This window comes from Streptomyces sp. HD (genome assembly GCF_028369295.1).
Classification (GTDB): domain Bacteria; phylum Actinomycetota; class Actinomycetes; order Streptomycetales; family Streptomycetaceae; genus Streptomyces.
Genome location: NZ_JAQMYP010000026.1, coordinates 88,258 through 106,278, shown reverse-complemented (window position 1 = coordinate 106,278; position 18,021 = coordinate 88,258). Strand labels below are relative to the sequence as shown.

Here is an 18,021-nt window from a genome sequence, read left to right as displayed (position 1 = left end):
ACGCTCCCGGCGCCGGCAGACCTCCCCTTCACGAGCGGGCGGGGACCCGGCGGTGCGTAAGGCCCGCCGGATCTGAGAGGGCCCCTTGAGCCAGAGTCGACATGTCCCGGTGATGCTCCAGCGGTGCCTGGACATGTTGGCCCCCGCCCTGCAGCGGCCCGGAGCGGTCGTCGTCGACTGCACCCTCGGGCTCGGCGGCCACAGCGAGGCGCTCCTCCAGCAGTTCCCCGAGGCCCGGCTCGTCGCTCTCGACCGCGACAAGGAGGCGCTGCGCCTGTCCGGCGAGCGCCTCGCGCCCTACGGCGAGCGCGCGAACCTCGTGCACGCCGTCTACGACGAGCTCCCGGACGTCCTGGACCGGCTCGGCATCGCGCGCGTGCAGGGCGTCCTGTTCGACCTCGGCGTCTCCTCCATGCAGCTGGACGAGGCCGACCGCGGCTTCGCCTACGCCCAGGACGCCCCTCTCGACATGCGCATGGACCAGACGACCGGTATGAGTGCCGCCGAGGTCCTCAACACCTACCCGGCCGGTGAGCTGGTCCGCATCCTGCGCGCCTACGGCGAGGAGAAGCAGGCCAAGCGGATCGTGTCCGCCATCGTGCGCGAACGCGACAAGGAGCCGTTCAGCAACAGCGCCCGGCTCGTGGAGCTGATCCGGGACGCGCTGCCGCAGGCCGCCAAGCGTACCGGCGGCAACCCGGCCAAGCGCACCTTCCAGGCGCTGCGCATCGAGGTCAACGGCGAGCTCTCCGTCCTGGAGCGGGCGATCCCGGCCGCCGTGGAGGCCCTCGACGTCGGCGGGCGGATCGCCGTCCTGTCGTACCACTCGCTGGAGGACCGGCTGGTCAAGCAGGTCTTCGCAGCCGGCGCCGCCAACACCGCCCCGCCCGGGCTGCCCGTCGTCCCCGAGCAGTACCAGCCGCGGCTCAAGCTGCTGACGCGCGGTGCCGAACTTCCCACCGAGGAAGAGGTCGCCGAGAACCGGCGCGCGGCACCTGCGCGCCTGCGTGGCGCCGAGCGCATCAGGGAGTCCATCGAATGACGGGCGAGAGGGCAGGGGCGGGCGTCCGGGTCCAGGATCCGAACCCATCAGTTGGAGAACCGGACCCGGGGGAGGTCCAGTGAGCAGGAAACCCGAACTGAAGGGGCGAGCCGCCCGGCTCGCGCGGCTCATCCCCGCAGGGCGCGCACGCGCCGCCCGCACCCCCTTCGTCCTCCTTGTCGTCCTTCTCCTCGGCGGCGGCCTCATCGGGCTCCTCGTGCTGAACTCCGCCCTCAGCGAGGGCGCGTTCAAGCTGGACGACCTGAAGAGGGGGACGAAGACCCTCACCGACGAGGAGCAGTCCCTCCAGCGGGACATCGACGGCTACGCCGAACCCGACGCCCTCCAGCGCCGCGCCCGCGAGCTCGGCATGGTCCCCGGCGGCGACCCCGCGTTCCTCGGCCCCGACGGCAAGGTCAAGGGCGTCCCGAGCCCCGCGTCCCGGTCCTGGGGCGAGGGCGCCGCCTACACGCCGCTCATCCTCACCCCCGAGACCCCCGTCAGCGAGCCCGCGGCGGCCCCGGCAGCCGGTACGGCACCGAGCCCGATGTCCGTCACACCGCCTCCCGGGGCCGCTCCCGCCGCGCCGCAGTACCCGCCCCCCGCCCAGCAGTCCATCCCGTCCGCCCAGTCCTCCACGTACCCGACCCCCGGCAGGTGACGGAAGTGTCCGACAGGGAAGCGCCGCGCCGCCGTGTGCCCGGACCCGCGAAGCCCGCCCGTTCCGGCGGAGCCCAGCGCCGTTCGGGCCCCGGTGCCCGCCCCGCCCGCCGCCCGGTCCCGCGTCCCGTGGTCCGTATCCGGCTCGGCAGGCCCCGCCCCCGGCTCCGCATGGTCAGCCTGGCCCTGACCCTGGTCCTGCTCGCCTTCGTCCTGCGCCTGCTCCAGGTGCAGGGCGTCGACGCGAGCACCTACGCGGCCAAGGCCGAGAAGAACCGCTACGTCGGCTACACCCTGGCCGCCGAGCGCGGCGGCATCACCGACCGCAACGGCGTGGCGCTGGCGGCCAGCGTGGACGCGTACGACATCACCGCCGACCCCACGCTGTTCAGCCGTGAGCAGCTGAAGATCGACGACGGCCCCGAGCAGGCGGCCGCCCTCCTGGCCCCGATCCTCGGCCAGGACCAGCAGGCGATCGTCAAGAAGCTCCGGCCGGAGAACAAGAACCAGCGCTACACCCTGCTGGCGAGCCGCCAGACCCCGCAGGTCTGGAAGCAGATCAAGGACCTGAAGAACGCGCTGGCCACCAAGTCCCAGAAGGACAAGACCACGGTCAACGTCCTCGCCGGCGTCCTCTCGGTCGCCAGCAGCAAGCGCGTGTATCCCAACGGCGACCTCGCCGCCGGGATACTGGGCTGGGTCAACGCCGACGGCAAGGGCGGCGGCGGTGTCGAGCAGCAGCTGAACAAGGAGCTGACCGGCAAGGACGGCGAGATCCGCTACGCCCAGTCCGGCGGCCGCCAGGTCCCCACCGTGAACTCCACCGAGACGCCCGCCGTGCCCGGCAGCGACGTCGAGCTCACCATCGACCGCGACATCCAGTGGGCCGCGCAGAACGCGATCTCCGAGCAGGTCGCGAAGTCCAAGGCGGACCGCGGCTATGTGATCGTCCAGGACACCCGGACCGGCCAGGTCCTCGCGATGGCCAACTCGCCCGGCTTCGACCCGAACAACCTCTCCGAGGCCAGGGCCGCCAACATGGGCAACGCGGCCGTCCAGGACGCCTACGAGCCCGGCTCCACCGCGAAGGTCATCTCGATGGCCGCCGTACTGCAGGAGGGCGTGGCCGTGCCCACCACGAGTGTCGTCGTGCCGAACCGGCTGCACCGCGGCGACCGGCTCTTCAAGGACGACATCGACCACCCGACCTGGTACCTGACGCTCAACGGCGTGCTCGCCAAGTCCAGCAACATCGGCACCATCCTGGCCACCGGCCAGCTGGGCAAGACGCAGCGGCAGGCCAACCGGGTCCTGTACAGCTACCTGCGCAAGTTCGGCTTCGGCGGCTACACCGGGCTGGGCTACCCGGGTGAGACCCCGGGCATCCTCGCCGCCCCGGACACCTGGTCCACCTCGCAGCAGTACACGATTCCTTTCGGCCAGGGCGTGTCCATCAACGCGATGCAGGCGGCCTCCGTCTACTCGACGATCGCCAACGGCGGCGTACGCATCGAGCCCACCCTCGTGCGCGGCACCAAGGGACCCGACGGGCAGTTCACGCCCGCCAAGAAACCCAAGAAGACCAGGGTCGTCAGCGCCAAGACGGCGAGGACCCTCGCCCAGATGCTGGAGTCGGTCGTGGACGACGAGGAGGGCACCGGCACCAAGGCGCGCATCCCCGGCTACCGGGTCGCGGGCAAGACGGGTACGGCGAACCGAGTGGATCCGGCCACCGGCAGGTACCGCGGCTACACGTCGTCGTTCGCCGGTTTCGCGCCCGCGGACAAGCCCCGCGTCACGGTCTACTGCGCCATCCAGAACGCCACCGCGGGCAACTACTTCGGCGGCCAGATCTGCGGGCCGATCTACAAGAAGGTCATGGAGTTCGCGCTGAAGACCCTCCAGGTTCCGCCCACCGGGGCCAAGCCCGCGAAGCTCCCGGTCGGCTACCGACCCTGACCTCACCCGACCACACTGATCAGCACCGAGCAGCCAGGAACCACCTCGTGACAACGATCACTCCCGACGCCGGGAACCAGAGCGAGCCCCGCCCCTCACTTCGCTCCGAAGCCGGTACGCCCGGTACGCTCACCGCCGTGCCACACGCTGATCAGTCCCAAACCACCCAGAAGGGGCATCCCGTGACATATCCGGGACCGCCCAGGCCGGCCCAGGTCTCCGCCACACCCCTCGCGGAACTCGCCGGTCAGCTGGGGGCCACCACGCCGGAGCGCGCCGAATCCGCCGAGGTCACGGGCATCACCCATGACTCGCGCGCAGTCCGCCCCGGCGACCTGTACGCCGCCCTCCCGGGCGCCCGTCTGCACGGTGCCGACTTCGTGACGCAGGCCGCCGGCCTCGGCGCGGCCGCCGTGCTGACCGACCCGACCGGCGCCGAGCGCGCCGCCGCGACCGGCCTGCCGGTCCTGGTCGTCGAGGATCCGCGCGGCCGGATGGGCGAACTGGCGGCCACGATCTACGGCCACCCCGGCCGCGATCTGCTCCAGATCGGCATCACCGGCACCTCCGGCAAGACCACCACCGCGTACCTGGTCGAGGGCGGCCTCAAGAGCACCCGCTCCACCGGGCTGATCGGCACGGTCGAGATGCGTATCGGCGACGAGCGCATCAAGTCCGAGCGGACCACCCCCGAGGCCACCGACCTGCAGGCCCTGTTCGCCGTCATGCGCGAACGCGGCGTCGAGGCGGTCGCCATGGAGGTCTCCAGCCACGCGCTGGTGCTCGGCCGGGTCGACGGCTGCGTCTTCGACATCGCCGTGTTCACCAACCTCAGCCCGGAACACATGGAGTTCCACTCCGACATGGAGGACTACTTCCGGGCCAAGGCGCAGCTGTTCACTCCCCGGCGCAGCAGATTCGGCGTCGTCAACCTCGATGACGAGTACGGCCGCAGGCTCGCGAAGGAGGCCTCCGTCCCGGTCGTCACCTTCTCCGCCGAGGGCCACCCCGACGCCGACTGGCGTGCCGAGGACGTCGAGGTCGGTCCCATGGACGCGACGTTCACGGTGATCGGCCCCAAGAGCGAGCGGATCACCGCCAGGTCGCCGCTGCCGGGCCCCTTCAACGTGGCGAACACCCTCGCCGCCATCGTCGCCCTGGCCGCCGCCGGCCTCGACGCCCAGACCGCCGCCGACGGCATCGCCGCCGTGCCGGGCGTGCCGGGCCGGCTGGAGCGGGTGGACGCCGGGCAGCCGTATCTCGCGGTCGTGGACTACGCCCACAAGACCGACGCCGTCGAGTCGGTGCTCAAGGCGCTGCGCAAGGTCACCGAGGGCAGCCTGCACATCGTGCTCGGCTGCGGCGGGGACCGCGACCAGACCAAGCGCGAACCGATGGGTGCCGCCGCGGCCCGGCTCGCCGACACCGCCGTACTGACCTCCGACAACCCCCGCTCCGAAGACCCCCTCGCGATTCTCGCAACCATGCTCCAGGGCGCGGCGTCCGTGCCAGTGCACGAGCGTGGCGAGGTCCAGGTCTTCGAGGACCGGGCCGCCGCGATCGCCGCAGCCGTCGCCCGCGCACAGCCCGGCGACACCGTGCTGGTCGCCGGCAAGGGGCATGAGCAGGGCCAGGACATCGCCGGGGTGGTCCGTCCCTTCGACGACCGCCAGGTGCTTCGCGAAGCTATCCAGAAGACCCAGGGATGAACTTGTGATCGCCCTCTCCCTCGCCGAGATCGCAGAAGTCGTCGGCGGGCAGACGCACGACATACCGGATCCGTCCGTCCAGGTCACCGGATCCGTCGTCCGGGACTCCCGTGAAGTGGAGCCCGGCAGCCTCTTCGTCGCCTTCGTCGGCGAGCGCGTCGACGGCCACGACTTCGCGCAGGCCGTCGTCGCGGCCGGCGCCGCCGCGGTACTGGGCTCGCGCCCCGTGGGCGTGCCCGCGATCGTCGTGCCGGACGTCCAGAAGGCCCTCGGCGCCCTCGCCCGTCATGTCGTCCAGCGGCTCGGCGCGACCCTCGTGGCCCTGACCGGCTCGGCGGGCAAGACCAGCACCAAGGACCTGATCGCCCAGGTGCTCCAGCGCAAGGCGCCCACCGTGTGGACGCCGGGCTCCCTCAACAACGAGATCGGACTGCCGCTCACCGCCCTCAGCGCCACCGAGGAGACCCGCTTCCTCGTCCTGGAGATGGGCGCCCGCGGCATCGGCCACATCCGCTACCTCTCCGATCTGACGCCCCCGAGGATCGGCCTCGTGCTCAACGTCGGCACCGCCCACATCGGCGAGTTCGGCGGCCGTGAGCAGATCGCGCAGGCCAAGGGCGAGCTCGTCGAAGGGCTGCCGTCGGCGGCGGAGGGCGGCACCGCGATCCTCAACGCCGACGATCCCCTCGTACGGGCCATGGCCTCCCGTACGAAGGCGAAGGTGATCCTTTTCGGAGAGTCAGGCGAAGCGGACGTACGCGCCGAGAACGTGAGACTCACGGACAGCGGACAGCCTGCTTTCACCCTTCACACACCCTCCGGTGCAAGCGATGTGACCATGCGCCTGTACGGTGAGCACCACGTGTCGAACGCGCTCGCCGCGGCCGCCGTCGCCCATGAGCTGGGCATGTCCGCGGAAGAGATCGCCACCGCGCTCTCCGAGGCGGGCTCCCTCTCCCGCTGGCGGATGGAGGTCACCGAGCGCCCGGACGGCGTGACGATCGTCAACGACGCCTACAACGCGAACCCCGAGTCCATGCGGGCCGCTCTGCGTGCGCTGGCCGCGATGGGCGGCGCCGCACGGGCGACGGGGGGCCGTACGTGGGCGGTGCTCGGCAAGATGGCCGAGCTCGGTGACGAGGCGCTCGCCGAGCACGACGCGGTCGGACGGCTCGCCGTCCGGCTCAACGTCAGCAAGCTCGTCGCGGTCGGGGGCAGGGAAGCGTCCTGGCTGCAACTGGGCGCATATAACGAGGGTTCGTGGGGTGAGGAGTCGGTGCACGTGTCCGACGCACAGGCGGCGGTCGACCTGTTGCGCAGCGAGCTGCGCCCGGGGGACGTCGTACTCGTGAAGGCGTCCCGTTCGGTCGGGCTGGAGAGTGTCGCCGAGGCGCTGCTCGCGGGCGGCACCGAGGGTGAGGTTGCCGCCCGATGATGAATCAGATCCTGTTCTCAGGAGTCATTGGCCTCTTCCTGACCCTGATCGGCACCCCGCTGTTGATCAAGCTGCTGGCCCGCAAGGGCTACGGTCAGTACATCCGGGACGACGGCCCGCGCGAGCACCACGCCAAGCGCGGTACGCCGACCATGGGTGGTATCGCCTTCATCCTGGCCACGGTCGCCGCGTACTTCCTGTCCAAGCTGATCACCGGCAAGCCGCCGACGTTCTCCGGCATCCTGGTGCTCGGGCTGATGGCCGGCATGGGTCTGGTCGGTTTCCTCGACGACTACATCAAGATCGTCAAGCGTCGTTCGCTGGGTCTGCGGGCCAAGGCCAAGATGGCCGGCCAGCTCTTCGGCGGTATCGCCTTCGCGGTGCTCTCGCTGCAGTTCGCGGACAACCGCGGCAACACCCCGGCCTCCACCAAGCTCTCCTTCGTGCAGGACTTCGGCTGGTCCATCGGCCCGGTGCTGTTCGTCGTCTGGGCGCTGTTCATGATCCTCGCCATGTCGAACGGCGTGAACCTGACGGACGGTCTGGACGGCCTCGCCACCGGCGCCTCCGTGCTCGTCTTCGGCGCCTACACCTTCATCGGCGTCTGGCAGTTCCAGGAGTCCTGCGCCAACGCGCAGATCCTGCCCAACCCCAACGCCTGCTACGAAGTGCGCGATCCACTCGATCTCGCCGTCGTCTCCTCCGCGCTGATGGGCGCCTGCCTCGGCTTCCTGTGGTGGAACACGTCGCCCGCCAAGATCTTCATGGGTGACACCGGTTCACTGGCCCTCGGCGGCGCGCTCGCCGGTCTCGCCATCTGCTCGCGCACCGAGCTGCTGCTCGCCATCCTCGGTGGTCTGTTCGTGCTGATCACCATGTCGGTGGTCATCCAGGTCGGCTCCTTCCGCCTCACCGGCAAGCGCGTCTTCCGCATGGCGCCACTCCAGCACCACTTCGAACTCAAGGGCTGGTCGGAAGTGCTCGTAGTGGTCCGCTTCTGGATCATTCAGGGCATCTGTGTGATCGTCGGACTGGGCCTCTTCTACGCGGGATGGGCAGCGGACAAGTGACCGACTGGCAGGGGAAGAACGTCACCGTCGCCGGGCTCGGCGTCTCCGGGATCCCGGCGGCCAAGGTGCTGCACGGCCTCGGCGCCCACGTCACCGTCGTCAACGACGGCGACGACGCACGCGCGCGTGCCCAGGCCACCGAGCTGGAGGACCTCGGCATCACCGTCCGCCTCGGCGACGGAGCGACCCTGCCCGACGGCACCGAACTGATCGTCACCGCACCCGGCTGGAAGCCGGACAAGCCGCTGTTCGCCGCCGCCGAGCAGGCCGGCGTCCCGGTCTGGGGCGACGTCGAGCTCGCCTGGCGACTGCGCGGCCCCGACGCCGCGCCCTGGCTCGCCGTGACCGGCACCAACGGCAAGACCACGACCGTCCAGATGCTCGCCTCCATCCTCAAGGCGGCGGGCCTGCGCACGGCGGCCGTCGGCAACATCGGCGTCTCACTCCTCGACGCGGTGCTCGGCGAGGAGCAGTACGACGTCCTCGCCGTGGAGTTGTCCAGCTACCAGCTGCACTGGGCGCCCTCGCTGCGCGCCCACTCGGCGGCCGTGCTGAACCTCGCCCCCGACCATCTCGACTGGCACGGCTCCATGGAGGCGTACGCCGCCGACAAGGGCCGTATCTACGAGGGCAACCGCGTCGCCTGCGTCTACAACGTCGCCGACAAGGCCACCGAGGACCTGGTCCGCGAGGCCGACGTGGAGGAGGGCTGCCGGGCCATCGGCTTCACCCTCGGCACCCCGGCCCCGTCCCAACTCGGCGTCGTCGAGGGCATCCTCGTCGACCGCGCCTTCGTCGAGGACCGGCAGAAGAACGCCCAGGAGCTCGCCGAGGTCTCCGACGTCAACCCGCCGGCGCCGCACAACATCGCCAACGCCCTTGCGGCGGCGGCCCTCGCCCGGGCCTTCGGGGTGCCCCCCAAGGCCGTACGGGACGGGCTGCGGGCCTTCACCCCGGACGCCCACCGCATCGCGCACGTGGCGGACGTGGACGGGGTCGCCTACGTCGACGACTCCAAGGCCACCAACACCCACGCGGCTCAAGCGTCGTTGGCGGCCTACGACTCCATCGTCTGGATCGCGGGCGGGCTCGCCAAGGGCGCCGTCTTCGAGGAACTGGTCGCCGAGTCGGCCGAGCGGCTGCGCGCGGTCGTGCTCATGGGCGCCGATCGTGGCCTGATCCGTGAAGCCCTCGCGCGACACGCGCCGGAAGTACCCGTCGTCGACCTCGACCGGACCGACACTGGGGCGATGCTTGCGGCGGTCCAGGAGGCGAAGGGCCTCGCACGGCCCGGCGACACGGTGCTCCTTGCTCCGGCCTGTGCCTCCATGGACATGTTCGCCAACTACAACCAGCGCGGTGACGCGTTCGCGGAGGCGGTTCGCGAACTCGGCGCGGGCGCCTGACGCCGGGTCTCGGCCACTGCGGGTGCTTCGGGACCCCCACCGTGAAGTGGAGGGACGCGTGACTCGGATGCGGTCGGCCAGTACGTACGCCCACGGCGGGGCGGTGAGCGCCGATGCCCGGTAGCCGTACGGGAGGGCCTCCCGTACAGCGGGCCGTTCGGCGGCCCTCTCCTTCCCCGGCGCGGGACGAGAACGCGGTCCAGCGGTTCTACACGCGCGTGTACCGCGCGTGGGACCGGCCGCTGACCGCCTACTACCTGATCCTCGGCGGCAGCCTGCTGATCACCGTGCTCGGTCTGGTGATGGTCTACTCGGCCTCCCAGATCACGGCGCTGCAGATGTCGTTGCCGGGGTCGTACTTCTTCCGCAAGCAGCTGCTCGCCGCCGTGATCGGCACCGGGTTGCTGCTCGCCGCCTCCCGGATGCCCGTCAAGCTGCACCGGGCGCTCGCCTACCCGATCCTCGCCGGCGCCGTCTTCCTGATGGCGCTGGTGCAGGTCCCCGGGATAGGAGTCGCGGTCAACGGCAACCAGAACTGGATCGCCCTCGGCGGCTCCTTCCAGATCCAGCCCAGCGAGTTCGGCAAGCTCGCGCTGGTCCTGTGGGGCGCCGATCTGATCGCCCGCAAACAGGACAAGAAGCTGCTGACGCAGTGGAAGCACATGCTGGTGCCGCTGGTGCCGGTCGCCTTCATGCTGCTCGGGCTGATCATGCTCGGCGGCGACATGGGTACGGCGATCATCCTGTCGGCGATCCTGTTCGGCCTGCTGTGGCTGGCGGGAGCGCCCACCCGGCTGTTCGTGGGCGTGCTGTCGTTCGCGGGCGTGATCGGTGTGCTCCTCATCAAGAGCAGCGAGAACCGGATGGCCCGCCTCCAGTGCCTCGGCGCCACCGAGCCCCAGTCCGGCCCGGTCGACTGCTGGCAGGCCGTGCACGGCATCTATGCGCTCGCCTCCGGCGGAATCTTCGGTTCCGGGCTGGGTGCGAGTGTGGAGAAATGGGGCCAACTCCCCGAAGCCCACACCGACTTCATCTTCGCCGTCACCGGTGAGGAACTGGGCCTGGCGGGGACGCTGTCGGTGCTCGCCCTCTTCGCGGCTCTAGGCTATGCGGGTATCCGCGTGGCCGGACGCACGGAGGACCCCTTCGTGAGGTATGCCGCGGGAGGCGTGACCACCTGGATCACCGCGCAAGCCGTGATCAACATCGGTGCGGTGCTCGGTCTGCTGCCGATCGCCGGCGTTCCCCTCCCGCTGTTCTCCTACGGAGGGTCCGCCCTGCTGCCGACCATGTTCGCCATCGGGCTGCTGATCGCGTTCGCGCGCGACGAACCCGCTGCGCGGGCGGCGCTTTCTGCACGGCAATCCCGCCTTGGTAGAAAGCGTGCGGGAGGCGCCGGTTCCGGCCGGGGGCCTCGGAGATGGAACACGATGCGACGGCGTGCCTCGGCGGCGCGTTCGTCCGGAGAGCGGTGAATTTCGGTGCATGTCGTACTCGCCGGTGGGGGGACCGCCGGCCACATCGAGCCCGCGCTCGCCCTCGCGGACGCCCTGCGCAGGCAGGACCCGGGCGTGGGGATCACGGCCCTGGGCACGGAGCGCGGCCTGGAGACCAAGCTCGTCCCACAGCGGGGCTATGAGCTCGCGCTGATCCCCGCCGTACCCCTGCCGCGCAAGCCGACGCCCGAGCTGATCACCGTCCCGGGCCGGCTGCGCGGGACGATCAAGGCGACCGAGCAGATCCTGGAGCGCACCAAGGCGGACGCCGTCGTCGGCTTCGGCGGCTATGTCGCCCTGCCCGGCTATCTCGCCGCCAAGCGCCTCGGTGTGCCGATCATCATCCATGAGGCCAACGCCCGTCCGGGCCTGGCCAACAAGATCGGTTCGCGCTACGCCGCCCAGGTCGCCGTCGCCACCCCGGACAGCAAGCTGCGCAACTCCCGCTACATCGGCATCCCGCTGCGCCACACCATCGCCACCCTCGACCGGGCCGCTGTCCGCCCCGAGGCGCGCGCGATGTTCGGGCTCGACCCGAACCTGCCCACCCTGCTGGTCTCCGGCGGCTCACAGGGCGCACGGCGCCTCAACGAGGTCGTCCAGCAGGTCGCGCCCTGGCTCCAGCAGGCCGGCATCCAGATCCTGCACGCGGTCGGCCCGAAGAACGAACTGCCGCAAGTGCACCAGATGCCGGGAATGCCCCCCTATATCCCGGTAAGTTACCTGGACCGGATGGACCTCGCGTACGCCGCGGCCGACATGATGCTCTGCCGCGCGGGCGCGATGACCGTCGCCGAACTCTCCGCCGTCGGACTCCCGGCCGCCTACGTTCCGCTGCCCATCGGCAACGGCGAACAGCGGCTGAACGCCCAGCCGGTGGTCAAGGCCGGCGGCGGCCTGCTGGTCGACGACGCGGAACTCACGCCCGAGTGGGTGCAGCAGAACGTCCTGCCCGTGCTCGCCGACCCGCACCGGCTGTACGAGATGTCCCGCGCCGCAAGCGAGTTCGGCCGCCGGGACGCCGACGACCTGCTCGTCGGCATGGTGTACGAGGCGATCGCCTCGCACCGCCGCCAGTAACCGGATGACGGAGGGCAGGGAGCGTGGCCGGACCGACGACCGCCGAGCGCGGTGAACGCCAGCAGGAGTCGTCCGACCCGCCCCTCGCCCGGCGGCGGTTGAGGCTGACGCGCCTTCGTACGATCATCATCCTTGCCGTCGTCCTGGCGCTCCTCGCCGTGGGCTCCGTCTGGCTGCTGTACGGCTCCAAGTGGCTGCGCGTCGAGCGGGTATCCGTCTCCGGGACCCGGGTTCTGACGCCCGCGCAGGTCCTTGAGGCCGCCGACGTCCCCGTCGGGGCGCCGCTGATTTCCGTGCAGACCGATGCGATTGAGGCACGACTGCGTCGGAAATTGCCCCGAATTGACGCAGTTGACGTAGTCCGTGCCTGGCCGCATGGAATCGGCCTGAAAGTGGTGGAGCGTACTCCGGTTCTGATTGTCCAAAAGGGCGGAAACTTCATCGAAGTGGATGACGAAGGTGTCCGTTTCGCCACAGTTTCTGAAGCCCCGAAAGGCGTTCCCGTGCTGGAATTGTCGGTGTCCCGGTCGGGCTCCGCCGCCGCGAGCCTGCGCCGCTTCGGCGAGGGGCGACTGGTGCGGGAGGCGGTGCGGGTCGCCGGGGCCATTCCGGCCGCCGTTGCGAGGTCAACCGAGGTCGTCAAGGTGCGCTCCTACGACGACATCTCACTGGAGTTGGGCGACGGCCGGACCGTCGTCTGGGGGAGTGGCGAGAAGGGCGCCGCGAAGGCTCGCACACTCACCGCTCTCATGAAAGCCTCGCCGGATGCGCGGTACTTCGACGTCAGCGTTCCCACCGCCCCTGCGTCAGCGCGGAGTTGACGCACATTCGCGCAGGCCAGCACCCTGGTTGGGCGGCGACATGGCTGATCACATAGGGTGAAAAGAAAAACGGGAGGTTCGGCGTGTTCGTTGAACGTGCGCCACTTGTCGACTTAGTGTCCTGTTCAGAAGACTTCAAGGAACAGACACACTGGTAACCCTAAACTTCAGGGTTAGGGTTCGGGTCGGCGCTACGGACCGTCCCATTCGGCATCAGTCGCCGGTTCGCGAAGCACGTCGCTCCCCGCGATCCGACGACCCGTAAATCGAGGCGAGAGGCCTTCGACGTGGCAGCACCGCAGAACTACCTCGCAGTCATCAAAGTCATCGGTGTCGGCGGCGGTGGTGTCAATGCCATCAACCGGATGATCGAGGTCGGTCTCAAGGGTGTCGAGTTCATCGCCATCAACACTGACGCGCAAGCTCTGTTGATGAGCGATGCCGACGTCAAGCTCGACGTCGGCCGCGAACTCACCCGCGGACTCGGCGCCGGAGCCAACCCGGCCGTCGGCCGCAAGGCCGCCGAGGACCACCGCGAGGAGATCGAGGAGGTCCTCAAGGGGGCCGACATGGTCTTCGTGACGGCCGGTGAAGGCGGCGGCACCGGCACCGGCGGCGCGCCCGTCGTGGCCAACATCGCCCGCAACCTGGGCGCCCTCACCATCGGCGTGGTCACCCGCCCGTTCACCTTCGAGGGCCGGCGCCGCGCCAACCAGGCCGAGGACGGCATCGCCGAGCTCCGTGAAGAGGTCGACACCCTCATCGTCATCCCGAACGACCGGCTGCTGTCCATCTCGGACCGCCAGGTCTCGGTGCTCGACGCCTTCAAGTCGGCCGACCAGGTTCTGCTCTCCGGTGTCCAGGGCATCACCGACCTCATCACCACGCCGGGTCTGATCAACCTCGACTTCGCCGACGTCAAGTCGGTCATGTCCGAGGCCGGTTCGGCCCTCATGGGCATCGGCTCGGCCCGCGGCGACGACCGCGCGGTGGCCGCGGCCGAGATGGCGATCTCCTCGCCGCTCCTGGAGGCGTCCATCGACGGCGCCCGGGGCGTGCTGCTCTCCATCTCCGGCGGCTCCGACCTCGGCCTGTTCGAGATCAACGAGGCGGCCCAGCTGGTCAGCGAGGCCGCCCACCCCGAGGCCAACATCATCTTCGGCGCGGTCATCGACGACGCCCTCGGCGACGAGGTCCGGGTGACCGTGATCGCGGCCGGCTTCGACGGCGGCCAGCCGCCGGCCCGCCGGGACAACGTCCTCGGCTCGACCTCGACCTCGACGTCGGCCTCGGCTCGCCGCGAGGAGCCCACTCCGGTACGGCAGACCGAGTCCCGCCCGTCGTTCGGCTCGCTCGGCAGCGTCACGCCGAAGGAGGAGCCGGAGCCCGCGGCACCGGAGCCGGTGGCCGACATCCCGGTCGCCCCGCCGGTTCCGCCGTCGCGGTCCTACGCCGACAGCGCGGCGGAGGAACTGGACGTCCCGGACTTCCTTAAGTGATCCTTCTGACGTGATAGCACAGCGCGACACCGTGAGCGGCGCGCACTTCGCCTTCACCGACAGGTGGGGCGGGGTGAGCGCCGCTCCGTATGCGGAGCTCAACCTCGGCGGGGCGGTCGGCGACGACGCGGACGCCGTACTGACCAACCGGGATCTCGCCGCCAAGTCGCTCGGGTTCGGTCCGGGTGACGTGGTCTGGATGAACCAGGTGCACGGGGCGGACGTCGCCGTGGTCGACGGACCGTGGGGTGATGGTCCGGTGCCCGACGTCGACGCGATCGTCACGGCGCGGCCGGGTCTCGCCCTCGCGGTTCTCACTGCCGACTGCGTGCCGGTCCTGCTGGCCGACCCGGTCGCCGGGATCGTCGCCGCGGCCCACGCTGGGCGGCCGGGCATGATCGCCGGGGTCGTCCCGGCAGCGCTACGCGCGATGACCGAACTGGGTGCCGACCCGGCCCGGATCGTCGCCCGCACCGGCCCCGCCGTCTGCGGCCGGTGCTACGAGGTGCCGGAGGCGATGCGCGCCGAGGTCGCCATCAAGGAGCCGACGGCGCACGCCGAGACGAGTTGGGGTACGCCGGCGGTGGACGTGGCCGCCGGAGTGCACGCCCAGCTCGCGCGCTTCGGAGTGCGTGACCGGGAGCAGTCGCCGGTGTGCACCCTGGAGTCGGGCGACCACTTCTCGTACCGCCGCGACCGCACCACCGGTCGGCTCGCCGGCTACGTCTGGCTGGACTGAATGGACATGACGGACCGTAAGGACGAACTCGCCGCGAACCTGGCGAAGGTGGAGGACCGTATCGCCGCCGCCTGCGCGGCCGCCGGGCGCCCCCGCGAGGAAGTGACCCTGATCGTGGTCACCAAGACCTACCCCGCGAGCGATGTGCGGGTCCTTTCGGAGCTCGGTGTGCGCCATGTCGCCGAGAACCGCGACCAGGACGCGGCGCCCAAGGCCGCCGCATGCTCGGACCTGCCCCTCGCCTGGCACTTCGTCGGCCAGTTGCAGACCAACAAAGTGCGATCCGTGGTCGGTTACGCGGATCTCGTGCAGTCCGTCGATCGTTCCAAGCTGGTGACGGCCCTGTCGAAGGAGGCCGTACGGCAGGAGCGCGAGCTCGGCTGCCTGATCCAGGTGGCGCTGGACGCGGGGGAGCCCGCGGCGGGCGGGGGCGCGCGAGGCGAGAGGGGCGGTGTGGCACCGGGCGGGATCGAAGAGTTGGCCGACCTCGTGGCGAAGGCTCCGGGGCTGCGGCTCGACGGGCTGATGACCGTCGCTCCGCTCACCGGGGAGTACGCGGGGCGCCAACAGGCGGCGTTCGAGCGGTTGATGGATTTGTCGACCGACCTGCGCCGAGCTCATCCGGCTGCGAACATGGTGTCGGCAGGGATGAGTGCGGATCTCGAAGAGGCGGTGGCGGCGGGTGCGACACATGTGCGCGTCGGCACTGCGGTACTCGGAGTCCGCCCCAGGCTCGGGTAACGTCGCCAGGAAGTCGGACCACAGCAGAAAATATGGTCAATGTCGCCGAAAGGCGGACGTAACGGCCGCGTGGATGGCGGGCACTTGGCAGTCGCCGATCCACCACAGAGCGGAGGACTCAGAGCATGGCCGGCGCGATGCGCAAGATGGCGGTCTACCTCGGCCTCGTGGAGGACGATGGGTACGACGGCCGGGGGTTCGACCCCGATGACGACTTCGAGCCCGAACTGGACCCGGAGCCTGAGCGGGACCATCGACGGCACGAGCCGTCGCACCAGTCGCACAGTGCACATCAGTCCCAAAGGGACGAAGAGGTGCGAATCGTACAGCCGCCCGCGCCGCGTGAACCGGTCGCCCGATCGACTTCGCTACCCGCGGAATCCAGCCGCCCGGCACGTATCGCGCCCGTGGCGTCTATCACACAAGAACGCGCAAGCCTGGAGAAGAACGCACCGGTGATCATGCCCAAGGTCGTGTCGGAACGAGAGCCTTATCGGATCACCACGCTTCACCCGCGGACCTACAACGAGGCCCGTACCATCGGGGAACACTTCCGTGAAGGTACCCCGGTGATCATGAATCTGACTGAGATGGACGACACAGATGCCAAGCGACTTGTCGACTTTGCGGCGGGTTTGGTGTTTGGTCTTCACGGCAGCATCGAGCGGGTGACCCAGAAGGTGTTCCTGTTGTCTCCTGCTAACGTCGATGTCACGGCGGAGGACAAGGCCCGCATCGCAGAGGGCGGGTTCTTCAACCAGAGCTGAGACGCACCACCGGAAGAAACGCACGGAACAAGGAACAGGGGAGAGGGAAGCACCAGTCATGAGCGTGGTCCTGCAGGTTCTCTACATCGCGCTGATGGTGTTCCTCATCGTGCTCATCTTCCGGTTGGTCATGGACTACGTGTTCCAGTTCGCCCGCTCATGGCAACCCGGCAAGGCGATGGTGGTCGTTCTGGAGGCCACCTACACTGTCACTGATCCACCGCTGAAGCTTCTGCGGCGGGTTATTCCGCCGCTGCGTCTCGGGGGCGTGGCGCTCGACCTGTCCTTCTTCGTACTGATGATCATCGTCTACATCCTGATCACGCTCGTGCGGAGCGCGATGTGAGCGATGTGACAGATACGGTCTTGCCGACTGCCGACGACTACGTTGAGGTGAAGAGATGCCGTTGACCCCCGAGGACGTGCGGAACAAGCAGTTCACGACCGTCCGCCTCCGAGAAGGCTATGACGAGGACGAGGTCGATGCCTTCCTCGATGAGGTCGAAGCCGAACTGACCCGCCTGCTCCGCGAGAACGAGGACCTGCGCGCCAAGCTGGCCGCGGCCACGCGCGCTGCTGCCCAGAACCAGCAGAACATGCGCAAGCCCCCGGAGGGGCCCGGCGGACCGCAGGACCAGCAGCAGGGCGGAATGCCCCAGCAGGGCGGTATGCCGCAGCAGGGCATGCGCGGTCCCGGGGCTCCCGTACCCGCCGGGATATCGGGCCCGCCGCAGCAGCAGATGGGTGGCCCCATGGGTGGTCCGCCCCAGCTGCCCAGCGGTGCTCCGCAGCTGCCCGCCGGTCCCGGCGGTCAGGGTGGCCCTCAGGGTCCCGGTCCGATGGGCCAGGGTCCGGGGCCGATGGGCCAGCCCCCCATGCAGCAGATGGGCGGCCCGATGGGCGGTCCTATGGGTGGCCCGATGGGCGGTCCCGGTCAGGGCGGCCCCGGTGGCGACAGCGCCGCGCGCGTTCTGTCGCTCGCCCAGCAGACCGCCGACCAGGCGATCGCCGAGGCTCGTTCCGAAGCCAACAAGATCGTCGGCGAGGCGCGTTCGCGTGCCGAGGGTCTTGAGCGGGACGCCCGTGCCAAGGCGGACGCCCTGGAGCGGGACGCGCAGGAGAAGCACCGCGTCGCGATGGGCTCCCTGGAGTCCGCTCGCGCCACGCTGGAGCGCAAGGTCGAGGACCTGCGCGGCTTCGAGCGCGAGTACCGCACGCGGCTGAAGTCCTACCTTGAGTCCCAGCTGCGCCAGCTGGAGACCCAGGCGGACGACTCGCTCGCCCCGCCGCGCACCCCGGCTGCGGCGTCTCTCCCGCCGTCCCCGGCGCCCTCCATGGCACCGGCCGGCGCGAGCGCCCCGTCGTACGGCGGCAACCAGACGATGGGCGGCGCCCCGTCTCCGGCTGCTCCGTCCTACGGCGGCCAGCAGCAGATGTCCCCGGCGATGACCCAGCCGATGGCGCCCGTGCGTCCGCAGGGTCCGTCCCCGATGGGTCAGGCTCCCTCGCCGATGCGTGGGTTCCTGATCGACGAGGACGACAACTGACGGTTGGTAGTACGCCTTAGGCGTCGGCAGCGTTCAGGGCGGGGCCCCGG

Annotated in this window: 16 protein-coding genes; all 16 read left to right on the top strand. The window is 70.0% G+C overall.

Translation table 11 applies throughout. The annotated features are described in order from the left end of the window. The first annotated feature begins 85 nt into the window (after positions 1-85). The 16 genes from rsmH to POF73_RS24905 all read left to right on the top strand — a co-directional run bounded on the left by rsmH (position 86) and on the right by POF73_RS24905 (position 17,971). Complete coding sequence (gene rsmH, locus POF73_RS24980; protein ID WP_272119300.1) at positions 86-1,042, top strand: 16S rRNA (cytosine(1402)-N(4))-methyltransferase RsmH; 957 nt, start codon at positions 86-88, stop codon at positions 1,040-1,042. 79 nt (positions 1,043-1,121) lie between these two features. Next, complete coding sequence (locus POF73_RS24975; protein ID WP_272119298.1) at positions 1,122-1,703, top strand: septum formation initiator family protein; 582 nt, start codon at positions 1,122-1,124, stop codon at positions 1,701-1,703. 5 nt (positions 1,704-1,708) lie between these two features. After that, a complete protein-coding gene (locus tag POF73_RS24970) occupies positions 1,709-3,661 on the top strand; it encodes a peptidoglycan D,D-transpeptidase FtsI family protein (RefSeq protein ID WP_272119296.1) in 1,953 nt (650 codons plus the stop codon). A gap of 182 nt (positions 3,662-3,843) precedes the next feature. Then, positions 3,844-5,370, top strand: coding sequence for a UDP-N-acetylmuramoyl-L-alanyl-D-glutamate--2,6-diaminopimelate ligase (locus tag POF73_RS24965; protein ID WP_272119295.1), 1,527 nt, complete (start codon positions 3,844-3,846; stop codon positions 5,368-5,370). 4 nt (positions 5,371-5,374) lie between these two features. Next, entirely contained in the window at positions 5,375-6,805 is a 1,431-nt protein-coding gene (locus tag POF73_RS24960; RefSeq protein ID WP_272119293.1) for a UDP-N-acetylmuramoyl-tripeptide--D-alanyl-D-alanine ligase, read from the top strand. Next, positions 6,802-7,875 carry a phospho-N-acetylmuramoyl-pentapeptide-transferase gene (mraY, locus tag POF73_RS24955; protein ID WP_272119291.1) on the top strand — a complete coding sequence of 358 codons (1,074 nt, stop codon included), beginning with the start codon at positions 6,802-6,804 and terminating at the stop codon, positions 7,873-7,875. Before POF73_RS24960 ends, mraY begins: the two co-directional genes overlap by 4 nt. Continuing rightward, the gene (gene murD / locus POF73_RS24950) at positions 7,857-9,281 is read left to right on the top strand and encodes a UDP-N-acetylmuramoyl-L-alanine--D-glutamate ligase (protein WP_272119289.1); all 1,425 of its coding nucleotides are present in this window, start codon (positions 7,857-7,859) and stop codon (positions 9,279-9,281) included. Before mraY ends, murD begins: the two co-directional genes overlap by 19 nt. A 113-nt stretch (positions 9,282-9,394) precedes the next feature. Then, positions 9,395-10,756 carry a putative lipid II flippase FtsW gene (gene ftsW / locus POF73_RS24945; RefSeq protein ID WP_272119287.1) on the top strand — a complete coding sequence of 454 codons (1,362 nt, stop codon included), beginning with the start codon at positions 9,395-9,397 and terminating at the stop codon, positions 10,754-10,756. A 6-nt stretch (positions 10,757-10,762) separates the two neighbouring features. Beyond that, the gene (murG, locus tag POF73_RS24940; protein WP_272119285.1) at positions 10,763-11,857 is read left to right on the top strand and encodes an undecaprenyldiphospho-muramoylpentapeptide beta-N-acetylglucosaminyltransferase; all 1,095 of its coding nucleotides are present in this window, start codon (positions 10,763-10,765) and stop codon (positions 11,855-11,857) included. Between the two features lie 23 nt (positions 11,858-11,880). Further along, positions 11,881-12,678, top strand: a complete 798-nt coding sequence (locus POF73_RS24935; RefSeq protein WP_272119283.1) for a cell division protein FtsQ/DivIB — start codon at positions 11,881-11,883, stop codon at positions 12,676-12,678. A gap of 287 nt (positions 12,679-12,965) precedes the next feature. Further along, the gene (gene ftsZ, locus POF73_RS24930) at positions 12,966-14,177 is read left to right on the top strand and encodes a cell division protein FtsZ (RefSeq protein ID WP_272119281.1); all 1,212 of its coding nucleotides are present in this window, start codon (positions 12,966-12,968) and stop codon (positions 14,175-14,177) included. Between the two features lie 10 nt (positions 14,178-14,187). Next, on the top strand, positions 14,188-14,916 hold the full coding sequence (gene pgeF / locus POF73_RS24925) for a peptidoglycan editing factor PgeF (protein WP_272119278.1): 729 nt from the start codon (positions 14,188-14,190) through the stop codon (positions 14,914-14,916). A 6-nt stretch (positions 14,917-14,922) separates the two neighbouring features. Further along, on the top strand, positions 14,923-15,657 hold the full coding sequence (locus POF73_RS24920) for a YggS family pyridoxal phosphate-dependent enzyme (RefSeq protein ID WP_272119275.1): 735 nt from the start codon (positions 14,923-14,925) through the stop codon (positions 15,655-15,657). Between the two features lie 125 nt (positions 15,658-15,782). Then, positions 15,783-16,424, top strand: a complete 642-nt coding sequence (locus POF73_RS24915) for a cell division protein SepF (RefSeq protein WP_031483359.1) — start codon at positions 15,783-15,785, stop codon at positions 16,422-16,424. 58 nt (positions 16,425-16,482) lie between these two features. Beyond that, positions 16,483-16,770 (top strand): YggT family protein, encoded by a 288-nt coding sequence (locus tag POF73_RS24910; RefSeq protein WP_004001943.1) that lies wholly within the window; start codon positions 16,483-16,485, stop codon positions 16,768-16,770. A 55-nt stretch (positions 16,771-16,825) separates the two neighbouring features. Further along, the gene (locus POF73_RS24905) at positions 16,826-17,971 is read left to right on the top strand and encodes a DivIVA domain-containing protein (RefSeq protein WP_272119268.1); all 1,146 of its coding nucleotides are present in this window, start codon (positions 16,826-16,828) and stop codon (positions 17,969-17,971) included. Positions 17,972-18,021 lie beyond the last annotated feature (50 nt).

Bases quoted from the DNA above. Each gene is read 5' to 3' on its own strand.
- mraY (WP_272119291.1), top strand. From the start codon at position 6,802: ATGATGAATCAGATCCTGTTCTCAGGAGTCATTGGCCTCTTCCTGACC.
- murD (WP_272119289.1), top strand. From the start codon at position 7,857: ATGGGCAGCGGACAAGTGACCGACTGGCAGGGGAAGAACGTCACCGTC.
- POF73_RS24920 (WP_272119275.1), top strand. From the start codon at position 14,923: ATGACGGACCGTAAGGACGAACTCGCCGCGAACCTGGCGAAGGTGGAG.
- POF73_RS24910 (WP_004001943.1), top strand. From the start codon at position 16,483: ATGAGCGTGGTCCTGCAGGTTCTCTACATCGCGCTGATGGTGTTCCTC.
- POF73_RS24915 (WP_031483359.1), top strand. From the start codon at position 15,783: ATGGCCGGCGCGATGCGCAAGATGGCGGTCTACCTCGGCCTCGTGGAG.
- ftsW (WP_272119287.1), top strand. From the start codon at position 9,395: ATGCCCGGTAGCCGTACGGGAGGGCCTCCCGTACAGCGGGCCGTTCGG.
- POF73_RS24905 (WP_272119268.1), top strand. From the start codon at position 16,826: ATGCCGTTGACCCCCGAGGACGTGCGGAACAAGCAGTTCACGACCGTC.